This window comes from Burkholderia sp. AU45251 (genome assembly GCF_030482905.1).
Lineage (GTDB): Bacteria > Pseudomonadota > Gammaproteobacteria > Burkholderiales > Burkholderiaceae > Burkholderia > Burkholderia aenigmatica.
This window is the reverse complement of record NZ_JAUJQH010000001.1, coordinates 1,188,242-1,207,037: the sequence shown is the minus strand read 5'-3', so window position 1 is coordinate 1,207,037 and position 18,796 is coordinate 1,188,242. Positions and strand designations below refer to the sequence as shown.

16 protein-coding genes and 1 pseudogene are annotated in these 18,796 nt (G+C 64.9%); 12 read left to right on the top strand and 5 right to left on the bottom strand.

Translation table 11 applies throughout. From position 1 onward, the window contains the following. Nucleotides 1-48: 48 nt before the first annotated feature. The 5 genes from QZM67_RS05315 (at nucleotide 49) to QZM67_RS05295 (ending at nucleotide 5,027) form a co-directional block, all read left to right on the top strand. Nucleotides 49-330, top strand: a complete 282-nt coding sequence (locus QZM67_RS05315; RefSeq protein ID WP_011354481.1) for a hypothetical protein — start codon at nucleotides 49-51, stop codon at nucleotides 328-330. Between the two features lie 44 nt (nucleotides 331-374). Further along, nucleotides 375-2,111, top strand: a complete 1,737-nt coding sequence (locus QZM67_RS05310; protein WP_301801126.1) for a chemotaxis protein CheA — start codon at nucleotides 375-377, stop codon at nucleotides 2,109-2,111. 156 nt (nucleotides 2,112-2,267) lie between these two features. Then, nucleotides 2,268-2,852: a hypothetical protein gene (locus QZM67_RS05305; RefSeq protein WP_175026685.1), complete on the top strand. Its 585-nt coding sequence runs from the start codon at nucleotides 2,268-2,270 to the stop codon at nucleotides 2,850-2,852. A gap of 111 nt (nucleotides 2,853-2,963) precedes the next feature. Beyond that, the gene (locus tag QZM67_RS05300) at nucleotides 2,964-4,385 is read left to right on the top strand and encodes a sigma-54 dependent transcriptional regulator (RefSeq protein ID WP_301801123.1); all 1,422 of its coding nucleotides are present in this window, start codon (nucleotides 2,964-2,966) and stop codon (nucleotides 4,383-4,385) included. A 135-nt stretch (nucleotides 4,386-4,520) separates the two neighbouring features. Then, nucleotides 4,521-5,027, top strand: coding sequence for a hypothetical protein (locus QZM67_RS05295; RefSeq protein WP_301801122.1), 507 nt, complete (start codon nucleotides 4,521-4,523; stop codon nucleotides 5,025-5,027). Nucleotides 5,028-5,049: 22 nt separating this feature from the next. On the opposite strand, the gene QZM67_RS05290 is transcribed toward QZM67_RS05295, so the two are convergent. Next, nucleotides 5,050-5,544: a hypothetical protein gene (locus QZM67_RS05290; protein ID WP_043179921.1), complete on the bottom strand. Its 495-nt coding sequence runs from the start codon at nucleotides 5,542-5,544 to the stop codon at nucleotides 5,050-5,052. 404 nt (nucleotides 5,545-5,948) lie between these two features. Here QZM67_RS05290 and QZM67_RS05285 point away from each other — a divergent pair, with 404 nt between their 5' ends. Continuing rightward, complete coding sequence (locus QZM67_RS05285; RefSeq protein ID WP_301801121.1) at nucleotides 5,949-6,602, top strand: response regulator transcription factor; 654 nt, start codon at nucleotides 5,949-5,951, stop codon at nucleotides 6,600-6,602. Between the two features lie 25 nt (nucleotides 6,603-6,627). Here QZM67_RS05285 and QZM67_RS05280 read toward each other — a convergent pair whose 3' ends face one another. Further along, nucleotides 6,628-8,181, bottom strand: coding sequence for a methyl-accepting chemotaxis protein (locus tag QZM67_RS05280; protein WP_301801120.1), 1,554 nt, complete (start codon nucleotides 8,179-8,181; stop codon nucleotides 6,628-6,630). 377 nt (nucleotides 8,182-8,558) lie between these two features. Between QZM67_RS05280 and QZM67_RS05275 the strand changes: the two genes are divergently transcribed. From QZM67_RS05275 to panE, 6 genes and pseudogenes are all read left to right on the top strand, one after another. Next, nucleotides 8,559-8,765: a hypothetical protein gene (locus QZM67_RS05275; protein WP_301801119.1), complete on the top strand. Its 207-nt coding sequence runs from the start codon at nucleotides 8,559-8,561 to the stop codon at nucleotides 8,763-8,765. 242 nt (nucleotides 8,766-9,007) lie between these two features. Continuing rightward, complete coding sequence (locus QZM67_RS05270; protein WP_301801419.1) at nucleotides 9,008-11,764, top strand: type VI secretion system Vgr family protein; 2,757 nt, start codon at nucleotides 9,008-9,010, stop codon at nucleotides 11,762-11,764. 18 nt (nucleotides 11,765-11,782) lie between these two features. Next, complete coding sequence (locus QZM67_RS05265) at nucleotides 11,783-14,098, top strand: hypothetical protein (protein ID WP_301801116.1); 2,316 nt, start codon at nucleotides 11,783-11,785, stop codon at nucleotides 14,096-14,098. A gap of 134 nt (nucleotides 14,099-14,232) precedes the next feature. Next, nucleotides 14,233-15,577 (top strand): annotated as a pseudogene (locus QZM67_RS05260) (virulence factor). A 68-nt stretch (nucleotides 15,578-15,645) separates the two neighbouring features. Beyond that, on the top strand, nucleotides 15,646-15,903 hold the full coding sequence (locus tag QZM67_RS05255; protein WP_301801418.1) for a PAAR domain-containing protein: 258 nt from the start codon (nucleotides 15,646-15,648) through the stop codon (nucleotides 15,901-15,903). A gap of 134 nt (nucleotides 15,904-16,037) precedes the next feature. Continuing rightward, entirely contained in the window at nucleotides 16,038-16,985 is a 948-nt protein-coding gene (gene panE, locus QZM67_RS05250) for a 2-dehydropantoate 2-reductase (protein WP_301801114.1), read from the top strand. 35 nt (nucleotides 16,986-17,020) lie between these two features. Here the strand turns inward: panE and QZM67_RS05245 are convergent, their stop codons facing one another. The 3 genes from QZM67_RS05245 to QZM67_RS05235 all read right to left on the bottom strand — a co-directional run bounded on the left by QZM67_RS05245 (nucleotide 17,021) and on the right by QZM67_RS05235 (nucleotide 18,732). Then, on the bottom strand, nucleotides 17,021-17,161 hold the full coding sequence (locus QZM67_RS05245; RefSeq protein ID WP_021158153.1) for a hypothetical protein: 141 nt from the start codon (nucleotides 17,159-17,161) through the stop codon (nucleotides 17,021-17,023). Between the two features lie 202 nt (nucleotides 17,162-17,363). Further along, on the bottom strand, nucleotides 17,364-17,948 hold the full coding sequence (locus tag QZM67_RS05240; RefSeq protein ID WP_301801113.1) for a nucleotidyltransferase family protein: 585 nt from the start codon (nucleotides 17,946-17,948) through the stop codon (nucleotides 17,364-17,366). A 103-nt stretch (nucleotides 17,949-18,051) separates the two neighbouring features. Continuing rightward, nucleotides 18,052-18,732, bottom strand: a complete 681-nt coding sequence (locus QZM67_RS05235; RefSeq protein WP_301801111.1) for a M15 family metallopeptidase — start codon at nucleotides 18,730-18,732, stop codon at nucleotides 18,052-18,054. Nucleotides 18,733-18,796 lie beyond the last annotated feature (64 nt).

Below are 18,796 nucleotides of genomic sequence, written 5' to 3'. Positions count from 1 at the left end.
GCGACGCTGGTCTCTTTTCCCCACATTGTTGTCACGTAAGGAGTTGGCATGAAGCAGAAACTGATTGCCGCCGCTCTGATGCTCGCGTCTCTGACGGCGTATGGCGCTGACCGTATTGCCAACGACGTGCAATCGAATTTGCAGACGTCAAACAACCCTGACCAGACAACCAAACCGTCAGAACAACAAACGCTTTCTTCGGGAAGTGCCATCGGTGGACCAGACGCCCAGCAGTGGCAGGGCATGTCGGCCGGCTCATGGTCCCAGCTGGGCAACGGCTGGAAACAGTTCGGGGAAGCAGGCAAAGCTGAAGGGAATCAGGGGAATTAGTACGGTTGCCTGGGTGGGAGGTCAAACCTCGTCCGGAGAGTGAAATGAACAGCAACAGGATCAAGGTGGCATGCGCAGCGATGTTCGCGATGACCACGATTGGCGCCCAGGCGCAAACCGCCGATTCGACTTCGAGCGCGCAGTCGTCGACGTCGTCGACGGCGATCAGCCAGGGCGGCGGCTCGAGCATGAACTCGAACACCACGAGCTCGCGCGGCGGGAACGCCACCAGCTCCAGCGGGGTTCGCAGCAGCGGCAATTCGAGCGTGAACGTGAACGTGACGATGCCGTCCAGCACGAGCGGCGGCACGAGCGTGACGCCGCAGTCGCTGCAGTCGTCCGGCGCGCCCGGCACCAACCCGTACAACACCCAGTCGGCGGAAAACGTCAATTACTCCGGGACGCAGACGATCAAGACGAACCCAGCGATCCAGGCGCCGGGCCTCACGACCACGCTGTCCGATACCTGCATGGGATCGGTGAGCGTCGGCGTGTCGTTCCCGGGGTTCGGCGCGACGGGCGGCACGACACTGGTCGACCAGGCCTGCGTCCGGCGTCTCGATGCGCGTGAATTCCGTGCGATGGGCCTGACCGACGTGGCGCTTGCGCTGCTCTGCCAGAGCGACGCGAACCGGCGTGCGGTGGAAGCGACCGGGCACCTGTGCCCGGGCACGACCGCGCCGCTCGCCCGTTCGAACGTGGCGCCGAGCGCAGAGGCGACCGTCGCCGACGACGTGAAGTATCACGATCCGATCGTGCGCGACCGCATGGGCCTGCCGCCGCTGGGTGCTGCCGCGCCGGCACCTGCGCAGCCCCGCCCGGTGGCGACGACCTCGGTGCAGGCGGCACCCGTGTCGGTGCCGGTACCGGTGCCCGTGCCGACGATGGCGCCGGTTGCGGCCGCACCGGCTGTTGCAGCACCGGCGGTTGCAGCTGCCGCACCGGCAGTGGCGACGCCTGCAGTGGCGGCCGCACCGGCCGTCGCAGTCCCCGCCGTTGCAGCCGCGGCACCGGCCGCAGCCGTAGCGCCCGCGGTGGCCGCCGCGCCCGCTGTCGCCGCCGCACCCGCAGCGTCGGTCGTACCGGCGGCCGCGATCGCAGCCGTACCGGCTGCCGCCGTGATCGCCGCACCGGCAGTGGCGGACAAGGCATCGCCGGTGCCTGCCGCGCCGGTTGCCGACACGAAGGCACCCGAGCCCGTGCAGCCCGTGGCCGACAAGGCACCGGAGCCCGCACCGGCGGTTGCCGACAAGGCCGCCGAACCCGCACCGGCGGTTGCCGACAAGGCCGCCGAGCCCGCACCGGCGGTTGCCGACAAGGCGCCCGAACCTGAACCGGCAGTTGCCGACAAGGCCCCCGAGCCCGTGCAGCCCGTCGCCGACAAGGCGCCGGAGCCGATCCCGGCGGCGACCGACAACGCCGCGCAGGCCGCTGCCGCGCCGGCTGCCGACACGACGCCGGCTGCTGCCGTCGTCGCGGCGCCCGCAGCCGATACCGCGATGCCCGCCCCGGCAGCCGATGCGAAGGCCGCCGAGCCGGCTCCGGTCGCCGCGGAAGCGCCCGCGCCGGAAGCCGCGCAGCCTGCCGTCGCCGCTGCGCCGGCCGACCAGCCGAACGCCGACGCGAAGGTGCCGGACGAGGCCGCTGCGCAGCCCGCCGACATGCCGGCGTTGTCCGATCCGGCGCAAGGATTGCCGCCGGCCTCGGTCGACCAGCAGGCCGCCCCGGTTGCCCCGGTCGTGCCGGCTCCGGCTGTCATCTCGACGAGCACGTCGTCGTAAGCACGCGGGTCGGACTCCCGTGCGACCGGAGCGCCGGCCGCACGGGCGTCGTTCGGACCCGATGCCCGACGGTCGTTTCCTGTTTGACGGGTGTTGGTCCCATCCCCGAGGTCAACACCTCTTTTTGCCCGACGAGGATGCAAGGAGGCCTCAATCATGAGGATCTTTTTGGTCGCTCTGTTGTTGTACAGCGCGCAAGCCGCAGCGCAGGCGGTATTTCAGAACCCGGCGGTCTTCGTGATCCTGGGCGAGCAGACCGCCGCGAACGCCGTGAGCGTCGAGCAGGCGCTGACGACGCTCGGTCGTGCCGACAACACGGCATGCGCGCCGATGATGATGATCGGCGATCCGCAGATGATCTACATGATGCCGGAGGAGGGGCACGCGCCGTCGTGGCAATCGCCGGTGTACGGCCGTGGTGCGCCGTTCGAAGCGCAGAACGGGCCGACGCCGACCGGCAAGACGATCGGCGCGATGCAGCATGCCGAGGACATGCAGACGCAGCCATGGAGCGACGGCAGCGCGATCACGCAGAAGATCGCCGGCGAGTCGAGCGTGACGGCGGCGGATCGGGTGAGCGGGTGGCAGCGCAACGGGCTCAATTCGATCGAGACGGCCCGTGCGACGGAAGTCACGGTGAACGGCAAGACCTATCGCGCCTATCGTGACGACCTCAACGCTTCCACGAAGCCGGTCGTCGAGCCGCAAATCTACACACAGCGCGTCGTTTTCTGCCGATAACGAAACGTCAATTCGAGGACGGCCGGGCGCCGCGCCGCGGGACCACGATGTCCCGCCCTGCGCGATCCGGCAACGGCCGTTTCGACAACCAACCCAAGCGACGAGGCCATCGTGAACTATTGCTGCCAGATCAGGGTATCGGGCCCGCAGGATCTCGAACGCGATGCGGGGACGGCGCCGTTCGTCGCCGTCCGGCGCAACCATGTCGTACCGTCGCGGCCGCTCGTCTACCTGTCGCAGCAGCCCGATGCCGCGCTCGTCGACTGTCTCGCGTCGCGTGGCTGGGACGTGTGGCGCGCGAAAACCGTTGCGGACGCACTGAATCTCGTCAGGGCGAACCGTCCGCATGCGGGCATCGTCGATTTCGGCGGCTTCGCGTCGCCCGACGTCATGTCGTTCGAGGCGCTGCTGCGCGACCCGCGCGTCGGCTGGGTCGCACTCGCCGACGACGAGCGGCTGCGGGATCTCGCCATCGCGCGCCTGATTCGCCACTGCTGCTTCGACTACGTGCGCAACACGACCGCGTACACGACGATCGGCTATCTGGTCGGCCATGCATACGGGATGCTGAAGCTCGCGGACGGCAGCCAGGACGCCGATGCGGCGCCCCCCGGCGGCACGATGATCGGCTCGTGCAACGCGATGCGCCGGCTGTTCGCGACGATCCGCAAGGTCGCGAACACGGATGCCACCGTCTTCATCGCTGGCGAATCCGGCACCGGCAAGGAGCTGACGGCGGCAGCGATCCACCAGCAGTCGTTGCGCGCCGAGGCGCCGTTCGTCGCCGTGAATTGCGCGGCCATTCCGTCGACGCTGCTGCAGGCCGAACTGTTCGGCCACGAGCGCGGCGCGTTCACGGGCGCGCACCAGCGCAAGATCGGGCGGATCGAGGCTGCGCACGGCGGCACGCTGTTTCTCGATGAAATCGGCGACATGCCGTTCGAAAGCCAGGCAAGCCTGCTGCGCTTCCTGCAGGAAGGCACGATCGAGCGGCTCGGCGGGCACGCGTCGATTCCGGTGGACGTGCGGATCGTGTCGGCGACTCACGTCGATCTCGAGGCCGCGATGCAGGCGGGGCGGTTCCGTGCCGACCTGTACTACCGACTGTGCGTGCTGCGCATCGACGAGCCGCCGCTGCGCGTGCGCGGCCGCGACATCATGCTGCTCGCCGACCACGTGCTGCGGCGCTATCGCGGCGACAGTTCGCACCGGATTCGCGGCTTCATGCCGTGCGCGATCGAAGCGATCCACAACTATCCGTGGCCCGGCAACGTGCGCGAGCTGATCAACCGGATCCGGTTCGCGGTCGTGATGACGAACGGCCCGATGATCTCGGCCGCCGATCTCGAACTGCAGCAGTACACGTCGCGGCAGCCGCCGACGCTCGCGGAAGCGCGCCGGCAGGCCGAGCGGCACGCGATCGAGGAAACGCTGCTGCGGCACCGCCACCAGCACGCGGACGTGGCGGCCGAGCTGGGCATCTCGCGCGCGACGCTGTATCGGCTGATGACCGCCCACGGGCTGCACGGCTGACGCGCCGCGGCGCAGCGCAGCCGCTCAAGACCGCCCGACGGCGGCCGTTAAGACAGGCAACGGCCCGTCCGGACCGCCGGCGCAGCGATGCGCGCGCGGCCGGCACGCGGCGCATCACGCTTATCCGAGGTTACCGTGGCAGAGTGCAGTCACTGCGGCAGGACGTTCCTGGTCGGCGGGCGGTCGATCGACGGCCGCCGCTATTGCCGTCCGGCGTGCGCCCGGGCGCATGCGATCGTCGTCGAGGCGGAACGGGTGCCCGACGCGAAAGTCTGGGAGTACGTGCACGACTGGCGTTACGGGCCATGCCCGATCTGCCGTCGCGACGACTGGCCGGTCGATGTCCATGCGTCGCATCGCGTCGTGTCGTTGCTGTTCGTCACGCGCTGGGCGACGCGGCGCCATGTGTGCTGCCGGCGTTGCGGCCGCCGGAAGCAGGCGGTCGCGCTGCTGGCGTCGGCCGCGTTCGGCTGGTGGGGGCTGCCGTGGGGCCTCGTGCTGACGCCGATCCAGCTCGCGCGCAACGCGCTCGGGCTGGCCGCGCGCGATCCGGAGGTCGCGACGCAACAGTTCGAGCAGCTCGTGCGGCGCAAGCTGGCGGCGCGCCGGCTGCGGCGCGCGAGGCAGGGCGTCAGCGCCTGAGCGCGTGGCCCGGCGCGCAGCGTCAGGAGGCCGGCCGCTCGAAGCCCGATGCGACCCAGCGCTCGGCGCTGGCCTTGTTGAGCTTGAACCCGGCCGACACCTTCGCTTCGGCCAGCAGCTCGCCGTACGGATCGAATGCCTTGAGCTGCGCGTACGGCTCGAACTCGTCCGGCACGATGTCGAGCGTCACCGACACATCCTGGTCGTCGTCGCCCTGAACCGTCACTTCCTTGTGCAGCATCGCGCGCCGCTGCTGCTCGTGCCGCATCAGCACCTCGGTCGCGGTCTTCACGAGCGTGCGGAACGCGTTCGCGTCCATCGGTTTCGGGTTCTTCTTGTCGCGGCCCATGGTCCACGGCCCGACGAGCGCGGGCTCGGACTCGCCGTCCTTGATCATCTCGACGGCCCAGCCGTCGTCGTCTTCGTTCTTGATGATGCGGGCCGTCCAGCCGTTGTCGCGCCAGAGGCCGTCTTCGTGGATGGAGGTGTCGTCGGATTGCAGGTCGGATTCGGTCATGGGGGAAGCGGGGGAGTACGGGCAGCCGGCGGATGGGCAGCCGGGAACCGGGCGGTGGCGCGCGGCCGGCATCGGCGCGTCGCTCGCCGCCGGTGGCCCGGCGCGGCATGCAAAGGGTGCAATTTTACCTGCTGGCCGGCCGAGTGGCCCGCACGGCCCGCCACGTTGGCCATCCGGCCGATGCCTGCCGATGCCGGCTGCCATGTGTCGGGCGCTCGAACCGGCGCAAATATCAAACTCGTATTACGTCCCGGACGGCCGATCTCGATGCCGTCCGATATCCTGTCCGCGCGCGGCTTCGTAGAATCGACGTTCGGGCTAAAAATAGCCTGAACGTCCTTTCAATGCCAAACCGGCCATGCGCGCTCCGCGCCGTCTGGCCGGCGAACCCCCTGGAACTGCGCATGAGGAAATTCAATGTTCGCATCGTCTTCGCGTACGACTGGCCGTTGACGCTGGCCGGCATCGAGCAGGTCGCCGGCAGCGGCTGTGCGATCGAGCTCGTTGCGGTCTACCGGAGTGTGGCCGAACTGGTCGCGTCGTTCGGCAGCGTCGACTGCGATGTCGTGCTGGTCGACTATGCGGTCCGCGGAGACGCGCAGATGGACGGCCTCGCGCTGTTCGACTGGCTGCGGCGCATGCGTCCGAACGTCGGGATCGTCGCGCTGGTCGCGAACGAGAATCCGCTGATCTTCGGGTCGATCCTCGCGACCGGCAGCTTGAGCATCGTCAGCAAGTTAGACGAGGTCGGCCATATCGTGACGGCCATTCATTCGAGCTACAGCGGCGGGCGCTACCTGTCGCCGCTCGTCAGGCGCGCGGTCGACGCATGCGGCGACCGTGGCGAGGCGCCCGCGAAGCTGACGACGCGCGAGATCGAGGTCATTCGCCTGTATCTGTCGGGGGTGCCGATCAAGACGATCGCGCACCGTCTGAGCAAGGGCAAGCAGACGGTCAGTGCGCAGAAGATCAGTGCGATGAAGAAGCTCGGCGCGAACAACGACATCGAGCTGATCCAGCGGGCGGCGGGGCTGGGGCTCGGCACCGGCGCCGCGTGAGCGTGCGTGCGTCGGGCTGCCGCCGTCAGGCCGGCAACGCAAACCGCGTCACGGCGTCCCGCAGCGCCTCGGCCTGATCGCGCAACGAATGCGCGGCGGCCGCGGCTTCTTCGACGAGGGCCGCGTTCTGCTGCGTGACCTGATCCATCTCGCCCACCGCACGATTGACCTGTTCGATCCCGGCGCTCTGTTCGCGCGATGCATGGCTGATCTCGTCGAGGATCTCGTTCACGCGCCGCACCGACTGCACGATTTCGGCCATCGTCTCGCCCGCATTCGTGACGAGCGCCGCACCTTGCTCGACGGTCTCGTTCGACGACACGATCAGCGTCTTGATCTCCTTCGCGGCCGTCGCCGAGCGTTGCGCGAGCGAGCGCACCTCGGCCGCGACCACCGCGAAGCCGCGGCCCTGTTCGCCCGCCCGCGCGGCTTCGACGGCCGCATTCAGTGCGAGGATGTTGGTCTGGAACGCGATCCCGTCGATCACGCCGATGATGTCGCCGATCTTGTGCGAGCGGTCGGTGATCTCGTTCATCGTGCGCACGACGTCGTCGACCACCGCGCTGCCGCGCGTCGCCACTTGCGCGGCCTGGTCGGCGAGCGAGGCGGCCTGTGCGGCGCTGTCCGCGTTCTGCTTCACGTTCGCGGTCATCTGGTCCATGCTCGACGCGGTCTGCACGAGCGCGGCCGCCTGTTCCTCGGTGCGCTGCGACAGGTCGGTGTTGCCGGACGCGATCTCGCTCGCGCCGACGTTGATGTTCTCGGTGCCCATCCGCACGCGCGACACCATGTCGATCAGCCCGCCCTGCATCGTGTGCAGTGCATGCAGCAGGCTGCCGCGATCGTCCTGCTTCACGGCGACGCGCGCGGTCAGGTCACCCTGCGCGATGCGCTGCGCGGCGTCGAGCGCCACTTCCAGCTCGCCGCCGAGGTTCGCACGCACGCTTTTCAGCACCAGCACCATCACGGCGGTTGCGATCCCGCCGAGCACGGTCGTCATCGCGAGCCAGCGGCCGATGCTCTCGAGCACGGCCGAGCGCACGTCGTTCATGTACATGCCGGTCACGAGATACCAGTCCCACGGCGCGAAGCGCTGCACGGCGCTGGTTTTCTCCTGCGGCTTGTCGGCGCCCGGCTTCGGCCACAGATATTCGACGAAGCCCTTGCCGCCTTCCACGTTGCCGGCTTTCACGATCTCGACGAACAGGTGCTTGCCGTTCGGATCGGTGAAATTCGACACGTCCTTGCCGTTGAGATCGGTCTTGATCGGATGCATCACGATCACCGGCTTCGAGTCGTTGACGGAAATGTAGCCGTCGGCGCCGTAGCGCATCGCGGCGATCGCCTCGAGCGCTTTCTGCTTCGCATCGGCTTCCGGCAGCGCATTCTGCTGCGACAGCTTGTAGTAATGGTCGGCCACGCTCGTGGCCTGCGCGACCAGCGACGCGAGCTGGTCGCGGCGGTCCGTGACCATCGATGCGCGCGTCTGCCAGGCGCCGAGCCCCGCGATCACGAGCAGGCCGAGCCAGAGGATGACGATCATCGAGGCGAGTTTCTGATTCAGGGAGAGGTTGCGCATGGTGTGTGGTCGGTCGGTCTTGGAAGCTCGCCGAAACGGCGTGACGGGATAAGTGTCTTGACGGCACAAAACGCGCAGCGCCGTAGACGGGAAATCCCTTAGAAGGTGTTGCGAAATTAAACGGGCGCTGTGTCGGACTTTTTCAGCAAGTCAAGCAGCAAGGGGCTGGAAGGGGCTCGATGTCAACGGGAATGGATAGCCGACGGGAGCAGCAATGAAAGTGGAGATGATTGAGTGACCGGAAAGTATGGCGATCCATGTCAGGAAGTTAAGCGAGTTGCTTGCCAAGGCGCATATGGTCAGCGTGGCAATCGGTACGTTAAACGCCCACGGCGAAGCATTGAAAGGTCTCAAAGAGTCGCGCGCGAAGTTTGAGGATGAGTGGATTCGGGCGACGGACGACGGACGACGGGATAGCGCATGCCGATGAACAAATGGACGCTTGCGTAGGAGCGGCGGTAGACATGATCGGCACGTTGATCGAAGACATGTTCGAAATCGGCATCGTCGATCGCGCCGACGCCGAACGCATCAAGTCGATGATGGATCGCAATATCGAGAAGGCTCGCAAGGGCGAACCATGACGACGATCGATCGCACAGCGCGATGTGCCCGCGCGGCTCGGGCGGGCTACGTCATCGGCGCGACGCCACGCGAGCCACGGCTGACGAATTAATCGTGTAAATACCTATCTCAAAATTTTGCACTCCAGATTGATTTTGTAACTTTGGTATGCTGGCGATCAAATTCCGAGTTTCGCGGCGTGGTCCCCGTGACCGCCCGCTTAAAAGACCAAGTCACGAAGAAGAATGATGAGAGCGTGGATATGTCGATAGCTGCAACCCTGCGAAGTTTTTCGTCCGGTCTGGTTGACTGGAACCAGCGGCCCGTCGCCCTCAATTTCGGGCAGGCGCAAAGCGCGGTCGGTCATCTACTGGCGCTCCATCACGCCGATATCCACGAAGGGCTGATGACCGGTATCGACGGCTATCTGAACTGCGTTTCGACGCGCGATAACCTGTCGCCCAAGCTGCTTCTCGGTTTGCCGGTGTCGGTGCGCCTGACGACCGACCGGGGCGGCTTGCAGACGATCAACGCGATCGTTCGCGATGTGCAGGTGGGCCAATCGGACGGCGAATTGACCGTCTATCGATTAAACGTTTGCGACGCTTTGTCGCTGATGGACCGCCGCACGAACTCCCGCATATTCCGCTCGCGCAACGTGATCGACATTGTGTCGACGCTGATGCACGAATGGCGGCAACGTAGCGCAGCGCTTGCCCGGGCGTTCGAATTCGACCTGTCCGGCCTGCGTAGTGAACGCTACCCCGCGCGCGAACTGACGCGGCAGGTCAACGAGTCGGATGCACGATTTGTTCGCCGTCTGCTGCGGCGCGAAGGGATCACGGTCTTCGCGAAGACCGGGCCGGTCGGTGGCGCACGCAGCGTCACCGACGAGCGACCGATTCACACACTCGTCTTTTGCGATGACCCGATGCGGCTTGCCGAAGCGCCGGCCGGTGCCGTGCGCCTTCATCCCCGCGATGCCGGAACGGAACAGCGCGACACGGTAACGCTCTTTGCGCACTTTCAGAGCCTTTCCGCCGGTAAGGCGAGCCGCCCATCGTGGGACTACAAGAAAGCCCGTTTGGACGATTCCGCCGTCGCTACCGGCATCGATCAGGGCGAGTCCGGCAACGACCTTGCGCAATTGTTGACCGACGTTGCCATCGATATCCCGCACGTCGGCGATTCATGGACCGACCATGAACGCATCACGCGCGACCGGATGCTCGCGCACCAGTTCGACGCCGAGCGTTACGACGGAATCGGCAGTGTCCGCGATATGCCGGTCGGCTCGTGGTTCACGCTGACGGGCGACCCAGAACTCGACATGAAGCCGGCCGATCAGCGCCAGTTCGTCGTTACATCGGTTCGTCACGATATCTGGAACAACCTTCCGAAAGACCTGACCGGCCGCGTGATCGCGCTATTCGCGGCGAGCCGAAACATCGCGCAGCCCGCGCTGCCCGCGCCGGCCGATGTGTCGGGACAGAAAGACACGCGTTACGAGAACAGTTTCACGTGTGTCCGTCGCGGCGTTCCGCTCAAACCATCCTACGATCCGAAGATCGATTTGCCGCCCGTACACCTGCTGACCGGAACGATTGTCGGCACGGAGGGAGAGGAAGTGTTTTGCGACGCAGACGGCCGTGTGCGCGTGCTGATTCACGGCCTCGATCCGGCGGACCATGCGCACGCGCAAGGCGTCGGAACGAATGGGCTGGCGGGCGACAGCGCGCCGATTCGTGTCGGGGCGAGTTTGGCGGGCGGCAACTTCGGCGCGCTCTTTCTGCCCCGCGTCGGAATGGAAGTCTTATTGGGCTGTCTTTCTGGCGACCCGGACCGTTTGATCATCATTGCGGTCTTGAGTAACGGTGCGAATCCGCCTGCGACGTTCACCCATACCGGCGCGCTGCCGGGCAACCGGTACGTGTCCGGGATCAAGACGAAGGAAATCAAGGGCCGGCGTTACAACCAACTTCGTCTTGACGATACCCCCTCGCAAATTTCCGCGCAGCTGGCGAGTGAACACGCGCATACGCAATTGAATTTGGGGTATCTCACGCAGCCCCGGAAGGACGGACACGGGACCGACCGGGGCGAAGGTGCGGAACTGCGCACCGACGCTGCCGCCGCGTTGCGCGCCGCCCAAGGCATTCTGTTGACGACCTACGCGCGCTCACAGGCGAGCGGCGGCCAGCTCGACCGCGACGAACTCGTTAGCTTGCTCGGCCAGTGCACGGAACTCTTCCAATCGCTTGGCGACTATGCCGGCCAGCACGGCGGACAAGCCGCCGATACGGCCGGCCAAACGACCATCGCTGACGCGTTCAAGGGCTGGAAGCCCGGTGACGCGGCCGGCGATGCGTCCGCGCTGATGGCGTTCGGCGCGCTGGCCGGATCGCTCAACGTCACGCCGAAAACCCACGTGATCTATGCGGGCGTGAACATCGATCAGGTAGCGCAGCAACACGTGCAACTCACCAGCGGCGAGCGGATCAACCTGCACGGCGGGCATGGTGTCGCGATGTTCGCGCACAGCGAAGGCGTGTCGGCCATCGCAAATCAGGGCAAGGTCACGATTCAATCGCAGAACGACGATACGCAAGTCGATTCGGCGAAGAACATCCAATTGACTGCAGCCGGCGGCAAGCTCGCGGGCATGGCGAGCGATCAGGTGGTGTTCATCACGTCGGGTGGCGCATATCTCAAGCTGCACGGCGGTGACATCGAACTCGGTTGTCCCGGCACCTTCACGGTGAAATCGGCCGGGCATTCGTGGGACGGTCCCGCCAGCATGTCAGCCGACATGCCGAAATTCGATCATGCGCCGCTCGGCCGCGTGCCGAAGCTCGTTCGTGCCACGGACGGTAACGCGGCGGTAGGGTTCGACGGACAGGTACAGAAGGCGTCGGGGGCGCTGTCGAATTTGAAGACCGATGCGGCCGGAGAGCTGTCGGCTGTGCATGCCGACCAGTTCGAAAAACTGGCGGTGCAGTTCGTCAAGAAGAACGTATAGACCAGGGCAGGAGTTTTGATGACCCATTCCTTTCTCGATCCTCGATCGGTGGCGGATGCGCGCACCGGCGAATCGATCTCAAAATCCGATGCGGCGGGCGCAACTGCATCGCGCGGAGAACCGCCGCCTATTGTTGTGGGTCGTGCCGAAGGGCCGACCTTGTACGACAAGAACAACCGGCTTATCTGCATCAAGCAAATGCCGTTGCCCGGCATCGTTATCTTCGTGCATGGCGTGAACTCCGAAGGCGAATGGTTCGAGGCGGCGGAAGAAGGACTGTGCAAAGGCTTGAATCGTCGGCTCGGGCGCTTGGACGATCAATTGAAGTACCAAGGCATCGACGCCGGCCAATTGACACCCGCGAAGTACACCGAAAGTCTGACGCCGGACGGGTTTCTGAACCCCGATTTGCTGGCAGACAATTACGTCAAGGCCGATCCGTCGTTCTCGAACGTGATTCATTTCAGGTGGGGTTACAAGGCGACGGCCGAAGAATTGAAAGAATACGGCGACAAGATTTTTCTGAACGAACAGGACTACTGGGGTGGCGGTCCGTTCACGAATGGATGTTCGAGTCTCCCCGATCTTTGGCATGGCGGACTTGATGATCGTGCATTCGGTTGGACAAGCGTGCAGGCCATCAACCCGACCAATCGGCCGTTGTATCGCGCGCCACCGCGTGCGTATGGTGTGCTCGCAGCCTTGCGCCTTGCCAAACTGATTGAGTCGATCCGACGAATGCAGGCTGGCGTGCCGATTACCGTCGTGTGCCATAGCCAAGGCAACATCGTGGGCCTCACGGCAGCGTTCTTCGGCGATGCGCTGCCCGACGTTGAAGACCCGTGGGGACGCAAGGGACGATGCGTGGCGGATGCCTATGTGCTGGCAAACGCGCCATACAGCTTTGCGAGGGGAGAAGGTCCGAATAAATCTTCGACGGGAATGGATGCGTGGTCGCAACGTGAGACGAAAGATCCACACGGGAAGCGCGGACGGCAGACCTACGCAGCGCGCACGCAGACGTTTGGCAAGTTTCTGTCGATCATCGGCACGCGCAAAGCCTACGAACTTCCTGCCGACAAGATCGATGAAGACATGGGGAACAGTCGAGTATCCCCGACGAGCAACAAGTCGTATGCAGCGCAGGAAGATCGCGTGCGGCATGGTCTGAATGAATCGACGTATGGCCGCGTCACGGCGTACTGTTGTCCGCACGATCAGGTGATTTCGGCGGTGACTGTTCAAGGGATTGGCTGGCGCGGTATCAGCAAGCTTGAAATCAACGATATCGGCGTTCCCGGCGTACTGACGCAGCGTGTCTTCGCATCGGGTTTCGATGTTGGCGTGCAGAAAGACTATCGATATTGGGAAGACGACTGGCGACGTGTGCAGAAAGGGTCGACTCCGGGATTCTGGTATCCGCCGTCGCCGCCGGCAAAATTCGGTCTGATTGGTGCGCTCAAAGGAAACGAGTCGGTCTGGGGGATGATGGGGACACTAATTACCGCATCCCTCATGTACGCGGGAACTGCTGCGACTTCTGCAATGAAGATGTTCCGCGTGAATGAAGATCCGCCGAAGGGCTGGACCGTGACTGCGGATGCTCCCGCGCTGGATCAACCGTTCCCGCCGAAGGCGATGCGATTCGGCAAGCCGATCGTGCCGACGGAAGATGGACCAGCCAAAAGCGACTTCAACGAAGGAAATGATCCGCCGTCCGCATGGCGCGACGCGAGCAAGGCAGATGCGGACAAGCGAGCCGACGATCCCTACGACCTTTACAAGTCGAAGAAAAAGGACGGTGACGCCCAAGGTACGGCTGAGAGTGAAACCGGACAGCGCTACGAGGACCGCGCGCTGATGCGCCTGGAAGCACGACGGACGATTAATTCCGATTGGGTTGATAAGGCCGGTCACGTGATAGGCGAAGACGGGAAAAGTGCCGTGCCTGAAGGATACAAGGAATGGCGCGACAAGCAGATCACGGACGGGATGGATCGCGGCCAGACCAACAACCCGACAAACCACTCGACGACGATGACCAATCCCGACCATGCCGAAATGGCGCTTGCGTATGATGTGGCGGTGGGCCTGTGCTATCTGACGGAAAAGCAAATCAAGGCGCTGCGCATTGAAGCTGATTGGCGGATGGGTAATGGTGTTTCGGGCGACAACCCGCACAAGAAATACTATGACTATTTTGCACTTGGGAAAATTGACGATCTAGCGATGCACGAATGGGTCCACAAAAAGGACGGTGAATGCAACATGCCAAGCAAGATTGTTGACGAGCGAGAAGGTCAGGCTTATCTGAAGGTCGGGGGTGGGGTATGAAGGCGTTGATTGCCACATGGCCCCGACGTGTCGCCGTCGCCGCTTTGGTTTGGATGATCGCGGTCTTATTCATGGCCTCGGTGATGGCACACGTCGAACAACCGGACCCAGCACACTTGGAAATAGGAGATTGGATGAAACGATTCGTCGTCGCGCCCGGCTTGCTGGCGCTCGTAGTGTTTTTGTTCACCACGGCCATGATGCAGCCCGTACAGGCCGCTCCGACCCCGACACCCATAGGCAATGCAGCGCCAGTAGTCGAAGAACCGGCGAAACCCTTTATCGCTCAGGTCGTCGGCCTGATTTGGTTGAATCCTCTAGAACGTAAGGACTACCCAACGGAATGGCAATTGTTGTGGACGCAAGGGCTTGTAGCGCCGAACAAGAACGACGATATGGTGCGTACAAAGCCCGAAAAGTTTTCGTCGCTTCGATCCATCGGTGCCTTAGTGTACGGGAACGAAGGTGAAGAAACGTTCAAGGGCTTCTATCACAAGTACGTCGATGAATTCCTGTCGCTGCTACGGACGCGCTACGCGAGCAACGCGAAATACTTCTACACGGTTAGTTCCGAGAACTCGAAGGACTGGCGCGAACTTGCCGGTATTCGAATCGAACTTGCGATTCCGAATCGACTTGAACCCAAAGAGGCTCAAGCCCGCTTGCGAAAGCGGGCCATGAGTTTCTTCGAGATTGGTGACCCACATCCCAAATCTGTTTGGAGCCGCGACACCCCCCCCCGATGTGCAGATCACACAGGGCGGCGCAAACGCTGGCTTCACGTCGCTGAACAATGCGTTGAGCTACTTGCAGGCGAACCCCGACAAGAGCGCGTGGGTTATGAATTGGGACGCACCGAGTTTCCCGCCCACGGATGCGCAGATCAACGAGAACCTTGTCGTGCTGTTCCTCGCTGGTCCGACCTTCAACACGGAGCGCGAACCGCTCGCATGGATCGGCAAGGCAGCGACGGGCGACACGAAGGACTTTTCGCCGAAGGTCGGCACGACGCGCACTGTTCAGGCGTGGAAGGCGACCATCGATCACGCGGCCCGCAATGCGGGCGTCGCGGTCACGGACCTGAAATACATCGTCCACGACGCAGGTAAAGGCAGTGATGCGGCCTCTAACCGCCTTGTCGGCCTGTCGCAAACGCTTACCGAAGTCTTGCCGGAATACGACCACTCGAAGCAGACGTTCAACACGGCGGCACTGCTCGGCGACATGGGAACCGGTAGCGCATTGACTGACGTTGCACTGGCAATCGGCCGGATCAATCACTTAGGCGGTAATGCACTGGTTGCTGGCACAACCGATGCCGAGCATCCCGTCGCAGTCGTCGTGCTGCCGCCGTCGAAGCTGACGCCGATCGATCCGAACAAGGACTGGTTTCGCGCGCGTGGCGGGAACAATGCTTACCTGCCGTGGTGGGGTCGCCGACACGATACCGATTACGGTCAGCAGGGTTATTCGTGGTGATGTAGTCGGCGCGGCGGCGCGTGCACATGTCGCGCGCTGCCGCGCCGGGTCATTCAGGGGATGGAGATATGCGGGGAATTGTCCGGGTAGACGATGCACATACACACGGTGGCCGAGTGGAAACCGGGGCCGGTACGAGCAACGTGATGGGGCGCGCGGTCGCTCGCATCGGCGACACGTGTTCATGTCCGATTCACGGCGCTTGCGTGATCGTCGAAGGTGACGCGGAATTCAAGGTTGAAGGCCAAGCCGCCGCGTTCGATGGCCACAAGACGTCATGCGGTGCCGAATTGATTTCATCCCTTCCGGCTTCCGGACGTGTTTGAATGCAGAAGCCCCGACGCATGACCGCCAAACAGTTCCACCGGATCAAGCCGTTGAACCAGTGGGCGTTGTACGAGATTTGCGTCCGGCACCTGGACAGCGGCGCGGCACCGCATGAAACCGAAAGGAGGCAACGATGCGAATTCTGGTGGTAGGGGCCGGCGCGGTCGGCGGATACTTCGGCGGCCGGCTGGCCGCGGCGGGGCGCGACGTGACGTTCCTGGTACGCGACGGCCGCGCGGCCGCACTGGCGCGTGACGGGCTGCTGATCCGCAGCCCGCGCGGCGACCTGACGCTCGCGAACGTGCAGACCGTGCGCGCGGGCGACGCGGATGCCGGCGTCGCGCCGTTCGACCTCGTGCTGCTGAGCTGCAAGGCGTACAGCCTCGACGATGCGATTGCGTCGTTTGCACCATTCGTCGGCCCGCAGACGCTGATCCTGCCGATGCTCAACGGGATGCGTCATCTCGACGTGCTGCGCGACCGGTTCGGCGCCGCGCAGGTGCTCGGCGGGCTGTGCGTGATCGCGGCGACGCTCGATCGCGAGCAGCGCATCGTGCACCTCAACGACACGCACGGGGTCACCTTCGGCGAACTCGCGGGCGGCGAATCGCCCCGCGTGCGGGCGGTGGCCGACGTGCTCGGCGGCGTGGGTTTCGATGCGACGCTCAGTGACAACGTAGCCGCGCGGATGTGGGAAAAGTGGGTGTTCCTCGCGACGCTCGCCGCGAGCACGTCGCTGTTTCGCGGCTCGGTGGGCGACATTCTCGCCGCGCCGGACGGCCGTCACCTGCTCGAGACGATGCTCGCCGAATGCAGCACGATTGCCGAGCACAACGGCCACCGGCCCGACCCGGCCGCCATCGAGCGGATGCAGCGGATGGTGCTGACGCCGTCGCCGCTGACCGCGTCGATGCTGCGCGACGTCGAGAACCACGCGCGCGTCGAAGCCGATCACGTGATCGGCGACCTGCTCGCGCGCCGCGACCCGCAGGCGGCCGATGCACTGTCGCTGCTGCGGATTGCGTACAACCACCTGAAGGCATACGAAGTGCGTACCGCGCGCGAGCACGCGGCCGCGTAGGCACCGGAGCGGGCGGTCGTGCGGCCGCCCGGCGGCTAGACCGGATCCTTGCTCGGCGGTCCGTCCGGTTGCTGCGGGTTGTCGTGATGGCCGGGCGGTGACGACAGCGGGTCGTCTTCCGGGTCGCGGTTCGGGTCGGCCGGAGGTTCGGGTGTCGGGGTCGTGTGATCGGTCATGGAGAACTCGCGGAGTATGTGACGGCGGTGGCGCGGCGGGGGCGCCTCGTCTCCGTTATAGCCAATCGGGCATGCGTTTGCAGCGGGATTGTTGCGGCGGCGGTCTTTCGTCTGCGCAATCCGTGCATGGGCGGTTTTCGTGCAGGAATCTGCTGCGCCGGCGCGGGTCATGCGTTGCAGCGCGAACGCTGCGTGATCGCGGTCAGCGCAAATCCGCCGGCGTGTCGACGTCGCGCACGATGCCGGGATCGTCGACGTCGAGCAGCTTGACCGGTGCGCTGGCGAACAGCGCGCGGGCGCCCGTGTCGCCGTCGAGGGCGGCGAGCGCATCGAAGTGGTGCGCGGAGAAACCGACCGGATGGCCACGCACGCCGCGATGGGCGGGCGCGACGATCGACGCGCCGTCGGCGTCGAGCGCGCGCGTGACGGTTTCGTAGGTGGAAGCCGCGATCCACGGCATGTCGCCGAGCGCGACGAGCCAGCCGTTCGCCTCGGGTGTCGCGCGCACGCCGGCCGAGAGGCTCGCGCCCATGCCGCGCACCGCATCGGGCGCGTAGACGACGTGGCAGCCGGCTTCGTTCAGCAGCATCGCGAGTTTTTCGGCGCCGGGACGCACGACGGCGATCACGTCGGACGTGACCGCCGCGAGATGGCGGGCGGCCGCGACCGCAACCGGCGTGCCGTCGGGAAGCGGCGCGAGCAGCTTGCTGTGCAGGCCGCTCGGGTCGAAGCGTTGACCGAGGCCGCCGGCGAGAAGGACGCCGGTGGCGAATGACGCGTAGGACATCGGCGCGGGGGAGAGTGAAGCAGGTGCTGCGATTGTGCGGGAGCGAGCAGGGATCGACAAGTGAGGATGTTACCGAGACGGGCGTGTTTCGTCGGAAAGAATGTCAGCGCGCGGCTTCGTCGAGCATGTTTTCCTCGACGGGACCGTAAATTGCGTGCGATTGATGGTACATGACGGCCCAATAGCGGTCGCCGAACGACCAATGCCACCATTCCGACGGGTAATTCGTGAAGCCGGCGCCCGTCAGTGCGGCGATCAGCATCTTGCGATTACGGGCGGCCGCGCGGCTGATGAACGGGTTGTGCGTGTAGCACGCGCCGGACGATTCCTGGTCGGTGGCGTCGAGCGCGCAGCCCATGTCGAGCTCGGTGCCGTCCGGCGAGATCAGTGTGAGGTCGACGGCTGCGCCCGTCGGATGCGCGGCGACTTCCGGCGGTGCGACGTAGTGGCTCGTGAGTGCGACCAATGTGTCTTCGTCCAGCAGCGGATTCAGCGTCCGGCGCAGGTGCGCGAGATGCCTTGTGAAGTAGTGGCGCTGCAGGGCCAGCGGACGATAGCCTTCCTTGACATACAGGCGCAGGCCGTCGGGCAGCGCGTGCGCGGCGGCGATCAGCCGGTCCGCCACGCCACCGCGCACCTTCAGGAAATGCGGGCTCTTGTTGGCGACATCGTCGGGGCCGGGAACGACAACGATGCGGTCATGGAAGCCTGCGAGATCGACAAACCCTTCGTGCGACTCCAGCAGGGCGATCGACCGGACAACGGGATCGGAGAGCGATATCACGATAGCGGACGAGGTGGCGCGATGACGGTTGCGGGCCACGCGCCGGCGGTGAGGCTGGCCGGCC

Excerpts from the sequence above, each read along its gene's own strand:
- QZM67_RS05315 (WP_011354481.1), top strand. The coding sequence starts at position 49 with ATGAAGCAGAAACTGATTGCCGCCGCTCTGATGCTCGCGTCTCTGACG.
- QZM67_RS05310 (WP_301801126.1), top strand. The coding sequence starts at position 375 with ATGAACAGCAACAGGATCAAGGTGGCATGCGCAGCGATGTTCGCGATG.
- QZM67_RS05305 (WP_175026685.1), top strand. The coding sequence starts at position 2,268 with ATGAGGATCTTTTTGGTCGCTCTGTTGTTGTACAGCGCGCAAGCCGCA.
- QZM67_RS05290 (WP_043179921.1), bottom strand. The coding sequence starts at position 5,544 with ATGACCGAATCCGACCTGCAATCCGACGACACCTCCATCCACGAAGAC.
- QZM67_RS05285 (WP_301801121.1), top strand. The coding sequence starts at position 5,949 with ATGAGGAAATTCAATGTTCGCATCGTCTTCGCGTACGACTGGCCGTTG.
- QZM67_RS05280 (WP_301801120.1), bottom strand. The coding sequence starts at position 8,181 with ATGCGCAACCTCTCCCTGAATCAGAAACTCGCCTCGATGATCGTCATC.
- QZM67_RS05275 (WP_301801119.1), top strand. The coding sequence starts at position 8,559 with ATGAGTGGATTCGGGCGACGGACGACGGACGACGGGATAGCGCATGCC.
- QZM67_RS05270 (WP_301801419.1), top strand. The coding sequence starts at position 9,008 with ATGTCGATAGCTGCAACCCTGCGAAGTTTTTCGTCCGGTCTGGTTGAC.
- QZM67_RS05265 (WP_301801116.1), top strand. The coding sequence starts at position 11,783 with ATGACCCATTCCTTTCTCGATCCTCGATCGGTGGCGGATGCGCGCACC.
- QZM67_RS05255 (WP_301801418.1), top strand. The coding sequence starts at position 15,646 with ATGCGGGGAATTGTCCGGGTAGACGATGCACATACACACGGTGGCCGA.
- panE (WP_301801114.1), top strand. The coding sequence starts at position 16,038 with ATGCGAATTCTGGTGGTAGGGGCCGGCGCGGTCGGCGGATACTTCGGC.
- QZM67_RS05245 (WP_021158153.1), bottom strand. The coding sequence starts at position 17,161 with ATGACCGATCACACGACCCCGACACCCGAACCTCCGGCCGACCCGAAC.
- QZM67_RS05240 (WP_301801113.1), bottom strand. The coding sequence starts at position 17,948 with ATGTCCTACGCGTCATTCGCCACCGGCGTCCTTCTCGCCGGCGGCCTC.